Origin of the sequence: Actinopolymorpha sp. B9G3, from assembly GCF_040120725.1 — a bacterium.
Classification (GTDB): domain Bacteria; phylum Actinomycetota; class Actinomycetes; order Propionibacteriales; family Actinopolymorphaceae; genus Thermasporomyces.
On the sequence record NZ_JBEEAB010000054.1, the window covers coordinates 1 to 5870 of the forward strand.

The 5870-nt window shown below is 65.4% G+C and carries 7 protein-coding genes and 1 pseudogene; 6 read left to right on the forward strand and 2 right to left on the reverse strand.

Translation table 11 applies throughout. The annotated features are described in order from the left end of the window. Both ABNF93_RS35215 and ABNF93_RS34365 read left to right on the forward strand, forming a co-directional pair. Positions 1-126, forward strand: a pseudogene (locus ABNF93_RS35215) (IS630 family transposase); the annotation flags it as partial. Between the two features lie 20 nt (positions 127-146). Then, positions 147-572, forward strand: a complete 426-nt coding sequence (locus ABNF93_RS34365) for a maleylpyruvate isomerase N-terminal domain-containing protein (protein ID WP_349332445.1) — start codon at positions 147-149, stop codon at positions 570-572. A gap of 352 nt (positions 573-924) precedes the next feature. Here ABNF93_RS34365 and ABNF93_RS34370 read toward each other — a convergent pair whose 3' ends face one another. Then, positions 925-1920, reverse strand: a complete 996-nt coding sequence (locus ABNF93_RS34370) for a hypothetical protein (RefSeq protein ID WP_349332446.1) — start codon at positions 1918-1920, stop codon at positions 925-927. A 465-nt stretch (positions 1921-2385) separates the two neighbouring features. Between ABNF93_RS34370 and ABNF93_RS34375 the strand changes: the two genes are divergently transcribed. The 4 genes from ABNF93_RS34375 to ABNF93_RS34390 all read left to right on the forward strand — a co-directional run bounded on the left by ABNF93_RS34375 (position 2386) and on the right by ABNF93_RS34390 (position 4617). Beyond that, positions 2386-2712: a hypothetical protein gene (locus tag ABNF93_RS34375; RefSeq protein WP_349332447.1), complete on the forward strand. Its 327-nt coding sequence runs from the start codon at positions 2386-2388 to the stop codon at positions 2710-2712. Between the two features lie 305 nt (positions 2713-3017). Next, positions 3018-3638, forward strand: coding sequence for a hypothetical protein (locus ABNF93_RS34380; RefSeq protein WP_349332448.1), 621 nt, complete (start codon positions 3018-3020; stop codon positions 3636-3638). A gap of 103 nt (positions 3639-3741) precedes the next feature. Continuing rightward, positions 3742-3987, forward strand: coding sequence for a hypothetical protein (locus ABNF93_RS34385; RefSeq protein WP_349332449.1), 246 nt, complete (start codon positions 3742-3744; stop codon positions 3985-3987). Positions 3988-4179: 192 nt separating this feature from the next. Then, positions 4180-4617 carry a GNAT family N-acetyltransferase gene (locus ABNF93_RS34390; RefSeq protein ID WP_349332450.1) on the forward strand — a complete coding sequence of 146 codons (438 nt, stop codon included), beginning with the start codon at positions 4180-4182 and terminating at the stop codon, positions 4615-4617. A gap of 210 nt (positions 4618-4827) precedes the next feature. On the opposite strand, the gene ABNF93_RS34395 is transcribed toward ABNF93_RS34390, so the two are convergent. Then, positions 4828-5271 carry an alpha/beta hydrolase family protein gene (locus ABNF93_RS34395; RefSeq protein ID WP_349332451.1) on the reverse strand — a complete coding sequence of 148 codons (444 nt, stop codon included), beginning with the start codon at positions 5269-5271 and terminating at the stop codon, positions 4828-4830. Positions 5272-5870 lie beyond the last annotated feature (599 nt).

Genomic DNA, 5870 nt, shown 5'->3' on the forward strand with positions numbered 1-5870 from the left:
ATCACCAAGATCCGCCAATTCATCACCGGCTGGAACGACCGCTGCCACCCCTTCGTCTGGACCAAGACCGCCGACCAGATCCTCACCAAAACGAACCGTCAAAAGATCTCAACCACGGGGTACTAGCCAACAAGGTCAAGGCCCATGTGCGGCTCTTCGGGGGTCCACCTGCAGACGAGATCCGCCAGCTACACCCCGATGGGTACGACCCCGATCTCGCCGCCGAAGCTGGAGCGGGCCGCTCGGCTGTTGAACTGCTCGCCGACCTGGAGCGTTCGTTCGAACTCCTCGAGGTGGCATGGCAGGCCCTCGATGACGCACTCTGGGATCGGCAAGGGATCATGATGGCAGGCCCACGAACGATGTCTGAGATCATCACCCACCACTTGCGGAACGTTCAGGTGCATCACGTGGATCTCGACATCGGCTACCGGCCCTCCGACTGGCCATCGAACTTCGTCGAGGCCGAACTGGCCAAGCGCCTCCGCTCGCTACCCGCCCGAGCTGACCACGCCGATCTTCTCGCATGGCTCCTCGGCCGCGCGCCCGCACCCGAGTTGAGGCCCTGGTAATAGATCGTCAGACGACTCTCCCCTCATCAACCCGGCATTCAGAGATAACATCCGACCCCACCTCGGAAGTGCTTGTCCTAGCGTCTCTCGCCATACGTCTCGGGCCTGTCTCGCAAGGGGATCCCCTGCGGACACCCCGCACTGTCGTCGGCGTGGGCACCTCAGATGTCCACGGTTGGCGTTCCTCTACCGGACACGCAGGCTCGGCCAATCGCCGAATTGCGCTCTCTACACGGATCAAGGCGAGCCGGGTTCGGCAAAGTGGCAGTGGTGAGCAGGTCGACGTCGCCGTGGAGGCGTGGAGACAGGGCAAGAGCCGACCTCGTGCAGCATGATCCGCGTGGCGCCGCCGTCACCGGTTCGCCTGCACCAGCCGCAACCGCTTTACCGGGGCAACGACGGCGGCCCACCCGACCAGCCCAGTGGCAATGGCGAGGAGGACGACCGTGTCGCGGAGTTCTCCGACTTCGGCTATCCATGCCGGCGGCCCGGGAAAGTCCGGTGTGGGCAGCAGCCGAGGAGGCCATCCGCGGGACTGGGAGGCGATCGACGCCAGAACGCCTACCTCGCCGATGCGGCTCACGATGCCGACCAGCGGCACAGCGGTGAGCAGCAGGCCTGTGCCGACGGCCACTCGAGCAGTCCGCACACGCAGCGCAGCGTCCACCACATCGTCGGCGACCGGCCCACGGGTAAGCGTGAGCCGGACAACTGCGAAGGCCGCGAGGGCGACTGCCAGCCCAATCCCGAGAAGGAGCCATATGACCGTCGTGCCCTGCGGCGGCGGATCCCACTCCAGGATGCCGATCGGACTGCTGGGACCGATCTCATCGTCGTGACGTCGCCGCCACGCCCCCACACTGTCCGCCCAGGGCTGAACAGCCAGTGCGACGCCAGCGGCAGCAACAAGAACAAGGGTCATAGCGGCCTGCAGAGCGAGCGCGAAGGACGGAACCACATCGGTGAACCGGCGGCGGGCAAGCGAGGCCACCCTGACTGGCTCCAGCCGGCGCCGGACGGCGACGACGACCTCGGCCACGAGCAGCGTCGCGTGAAGCGCGCCGAGCAGGACCAAACCCCAGTCTGGATCCGGCAATCCGTTCACGCCGGTCATCACGTTCACGCCTACGAGCAGCGCGGAGAATACGAACGGATGGAGAAGGCGCCGGTGCCGAAGGTACCGGGCTGCGGTGTCGGCCTGCTCTGTCGGCTCCGAGACACCCCACCGGGTGAGGAACCGCCGGCCACGTTCCCGCCTTACGTCCCACCAGGAGAACGCGAGACCAGCGAACGCCAGCAGTAGAAGGACGACAAGCAGCGCCCCTACTACAACGTCCATCCCGGGCATCGGCGGACTCCTGTACATCGAGCGACTGGCGCAATGATGGACCGACGACCCGCCGTAGGCAAGCACCCGCTGATCGGCCGAGTGACTCGGTTAGACCCGGACTTCCCGGCTCGCCGGACCGCCACGCCTCAGTCGAACCGAGGGAGTACAGCGGCTGGAGGACAACACCGGCATGTCTCAGTCGCCAACCACCTCAGTTTCCTAGACCTGGTGTCGCACATCAGGTGGCACGAGTCCGTCGCGCATCACCTGGCACAAGGCAGGAGGTCGACCCGTTCCCTGTCTCGGGTGATGGTTGACAGGCGTCAGTTCTGCGTTCCTTCTGCTGTCCCTGTCACGGAGCCACCACCGTGCGGCTAATCCCGCGCTTGCCACTATGCGTCGCGCACCGGTGACGAGATCCCAGCTACGACCACGGTCACCGGGGTCTTTTCACATCCACCGGGCCACACCTACTCTCCGGTCATGGTCAAGACCCGCGGCATCATCGGTGCGGTCCTCTTCGGCGTCGGGCTGATGGCCGGGTTCGTGCCCCTCTCCGGCGGTTCATACGACTGCGGCTCGGCGTTCGTCCCGAGTAGCGATGAGCAGGCACGTGGCGGCATGACCAAGTGGGCCGACGCGGAGCACGGCCTCCTCATCGAGATCGTTGACATGCCGGAGTCGCGATGCGACGACCTACGATGGCTCGTACGGATACCGGCCTTCGGGCTGGTCGGCGCAGGCGGAATCGTTCTCGTCCGCCGCTGGTACGTAGCCACACGGTCAGCGGGCAGGGCGCGTGCAGGCTAGCCGACAACCCCGGCGCGGTCTCGGCGATTGGCTTGCTGGCACATCGGCAGTGAGCGGCACGACCTGCGATTGTCGAGCGACGCGCAGCAACAAGCTCAGGCCGCATCATTGACCTGGCGCGGCTGGGGCGGCACCTCAGTGATGGTGCCGGGCAGCGGAGCTTGATCGCCAGCTCGGCAACTGCGCAAGACCAGAGAGGAACGCCCTCAATTCGGCATGATCGCGCGCGGATCGCGGCATGAGCGTGCGCTTGGAGTGATTAGGACGAGTGGAAAGCCGGGTCCCTTACTGACAGGATCGGTCTGGTGCGCCAGTGGAATGACATCGACTGGGACGAGCCGCGACCGTCCATCGAGGAACTAGTCGGCTCCTGGGGGAGCCTTGACTGGGAACCAGTGCCGATCGATTCTCCGTCCGTCGACGCCTACCTCAGCCAGGTCCGCGACACCCACGTCAACGGCGGCTACCTGATCGGACGGTGGCGCGCCGCACGGTACAGCGACGTCACCACTTGGTTCGCGGCACGCAATCGCCTCGAAGAGTATGAGATGCACAGGTTGCTCTTCGACAGCCCTGTCGTCCGTGCCGACCTGTCTCCGCTGGAGATTCCGGTGCGACTCGACCGCGTGCCGGGTGCTCTAAAGGAACTTCCGGGCGGGGCGCTCAACCTGGACGGAATCCTCGCGACGATCATCGTCCGCGGTGGCGCTTACAAATCGTTCCAACGCTCGGCGGCCGAAGCGAAGCGGTTGGCAGATGAAGCGGTCGCTGCCCTCACGGGTCGGCGGTATGAAGACTTCCGCCTCGACCGGACCCACGAGCCCTGGACCCCCTGGTTCTTCGATGTGGCGTGGGACCACACGCTCGTTCTCACCGACTACCGGAAGGCGGAGATGACCGTGCTCTGCGTGACTGACACAGACTGAGGCCTGCGCTCCTACGGCTTTTCGGCAAGACCGCGCACGATCCGCGGCAGATGAGTGCGCGTCCCAGTGGCACTTGCAGCCGTTGGCTGGCAGCATCCGTCGGGTGGTCAGTGAGCGGAAGCGGCGGGAAGCGGCCTACAAGGACTCGGTTGCAGCAGTCCTTGCCTACATCAACGGCGAGGACGCCGACCTGTACAACCTTCTTGACGAGGCCGCGAAGGCGGATGCGCTTGGGGCCTCATACCGACTGACCTTCCTTGCGGCCAAGTCCGTGGAGGAACTGGCCGCCGCGATCGACGAGACACCATCCGAGATCCTCAATCGGCTTATCCAAGAGACCCACCGCTGACGCTCGCTCATCGGCATGTCCGTGCGTTCACAGCGTTCCCCCGACGGCCGACGGATGTCCGGTCAGGGAACCTCCGACGTACGGATAGGGATCCACTTACGGACGGGCGACGAGGGGCGCGGATACGGCTGTCATGCTCCAGGGGTGGATGATGTGGCGTTCCGGATCTTTAGGGTTGCAGGTTCGGCCGAGTTGGCGGAGACCACCGCGCGGTTGCTTGACCGGCTCCCGTCATGGTTCGGCGTCCCGGAGGCCAACGCGGAGTACGTGGAGTCAGCCACGCGCCTTCCGGGACTGGTCGCCCGCAGCGACACCGAGCCCATAGGCGTCTTGTTGTATCGGCGACACTTCGCCGAGGCGGCCGAGATCCACTTGATGGCGGTTGCCCCGTCCTGGCACCGACGCGGCGTCGGCAGAGAACTCATCCGCACCATCACGCAGGACCTCAGCATTGACGGTTGCCGGTTGCTCCAGGTGAAGACGTTAGGGGCGACGCACCCGGATCCCGGCTATGCCGGAACCCGGGCGTTCTACCAGTCGATGGGCTTCCTTCCGCTGGAGGAGACTGGTGCGCTGTGGCCGGGAAACCCGTGCTTGATCATGGTGAAGTGGCTACCGCGTCCGTCCTGAAGCTATCGGCGCACTGGCATTCACCCTCACGAACTGATGGAGGTCGGATGTCCATGCGCTGGCCCACTGAAGTGTCCGGTGAGGGGATCCAAAAACGTACAGGGCAACAGCAGGGCCCGTCCCCATTGCTAGCTAGTGCCGTGTCAGGCAACGTTCGCCCTGGTGACGATCCGGCGTGGGCGCTCGTCGGCGGCGTGGACTGCAGACGTATCAGCTCAGATGCCGGGCGAAGAACCGCAGCGAGTCGTCCATCTCGAACCGCGGCAGATCCCCGTGCTTGCCGGGGTTGGCGTGCAGTGTCTTCTCGGCTGAACCGATGGCATCGAACAACGCCAGGCTCTGTGCACGGGGCATCCGCTCATCGTCCCACTGGACCAGAAATTGCACCGGCACGGTGATCTGCGCGGCGGTCCCGGCCAGCGCGGGCGACCCTTGCAGGCCCAGCACCGCGGCGCGGACTCGAGGTTCTGCGGCGACGAACGGTATACCGAACGCGCAGCCCAGCGACACGCCCCAATAGCCCACCGGTCCGCCGCCAACATGGTCGAGTTGCTGGACTGCGGTCAGGACCGCCTGCCATTCCGCGACGGTCTGCCCGGCCACGAGCGTGTACATGGCGGTGTCCAGCGCAGCCGTATCCTCTCCGGCGGCCATACTCGCCCGGTACTCGGTCGCGATCCGGTCGAACTCCTCGTCCGTCGGCCGCTTGCCGTGGTTGGGCACGTCGATCGCGGCGACCGCGAAGCCGCCCTCGCGGCGAAGCGATGCGCGCGGGCCAGGATGCCGGGGGCCTTCTTGTGTTGTCCGCCGCCGTGTCCCATCAGGATCAGGGGGCGAGTGCCGTGGGCGTCTTCCGGCGTCCACAGCACGCCGGGGATCTCGTCGAGGGTGAAGAGCTGTTCGGTCACGCCGCCCAACGACGTCTTGGAGATGAAGCGCATAGCGTTTCAAGCCTTTCGGGATACCTTCCGCAGGCGCTCCCTAGATCATGCGAGGGAGGGAGCCCCGATCTGTCACGAGCGTTGATCGGTCTCACCTCCTCGAGTTCGCAGCGGGCACGGCGACACTGAACGTATCGCAAAGGGGCATCACTCGCGTCTTGCCAGGGCGAACGTTGCCTGACACGGCACTAGCCTCGATCTTTCACGTGCCTGGTGGTGGTGCGGGGTGGCGGTGTTGATCTCTGTGTTGGTGGCTGGTTTTTGATGTGGGTGTGCGTGGTTAACGGCGCTGTGTTCGCCGGTTCTCCGGGT

Coding starts and splice junctions, on each gene's coding strand:
- ABNF93_RS34370 (WP_349332446.1), bottom strand. CDS start 1,920: ATGCCCGGGATGGACGTTGTAGTAGGGGCGCTGCTTGTCGTCCTTCTA.
- ABNF93_RS34375 (WP_349332447.1), top strand. CDS start 2,386: ATGGTCAAGACCCGCGGCATCATCGGTGCGGTCCTCTTCGGCGTCGGG.
- ABNF93_RS34395 (WP_349332451.1), bottom strand. CDS start 5,271: ATGGCCGCCGGAGAGGATACGGCTGCGCTGGACACCGCCATGTACACG.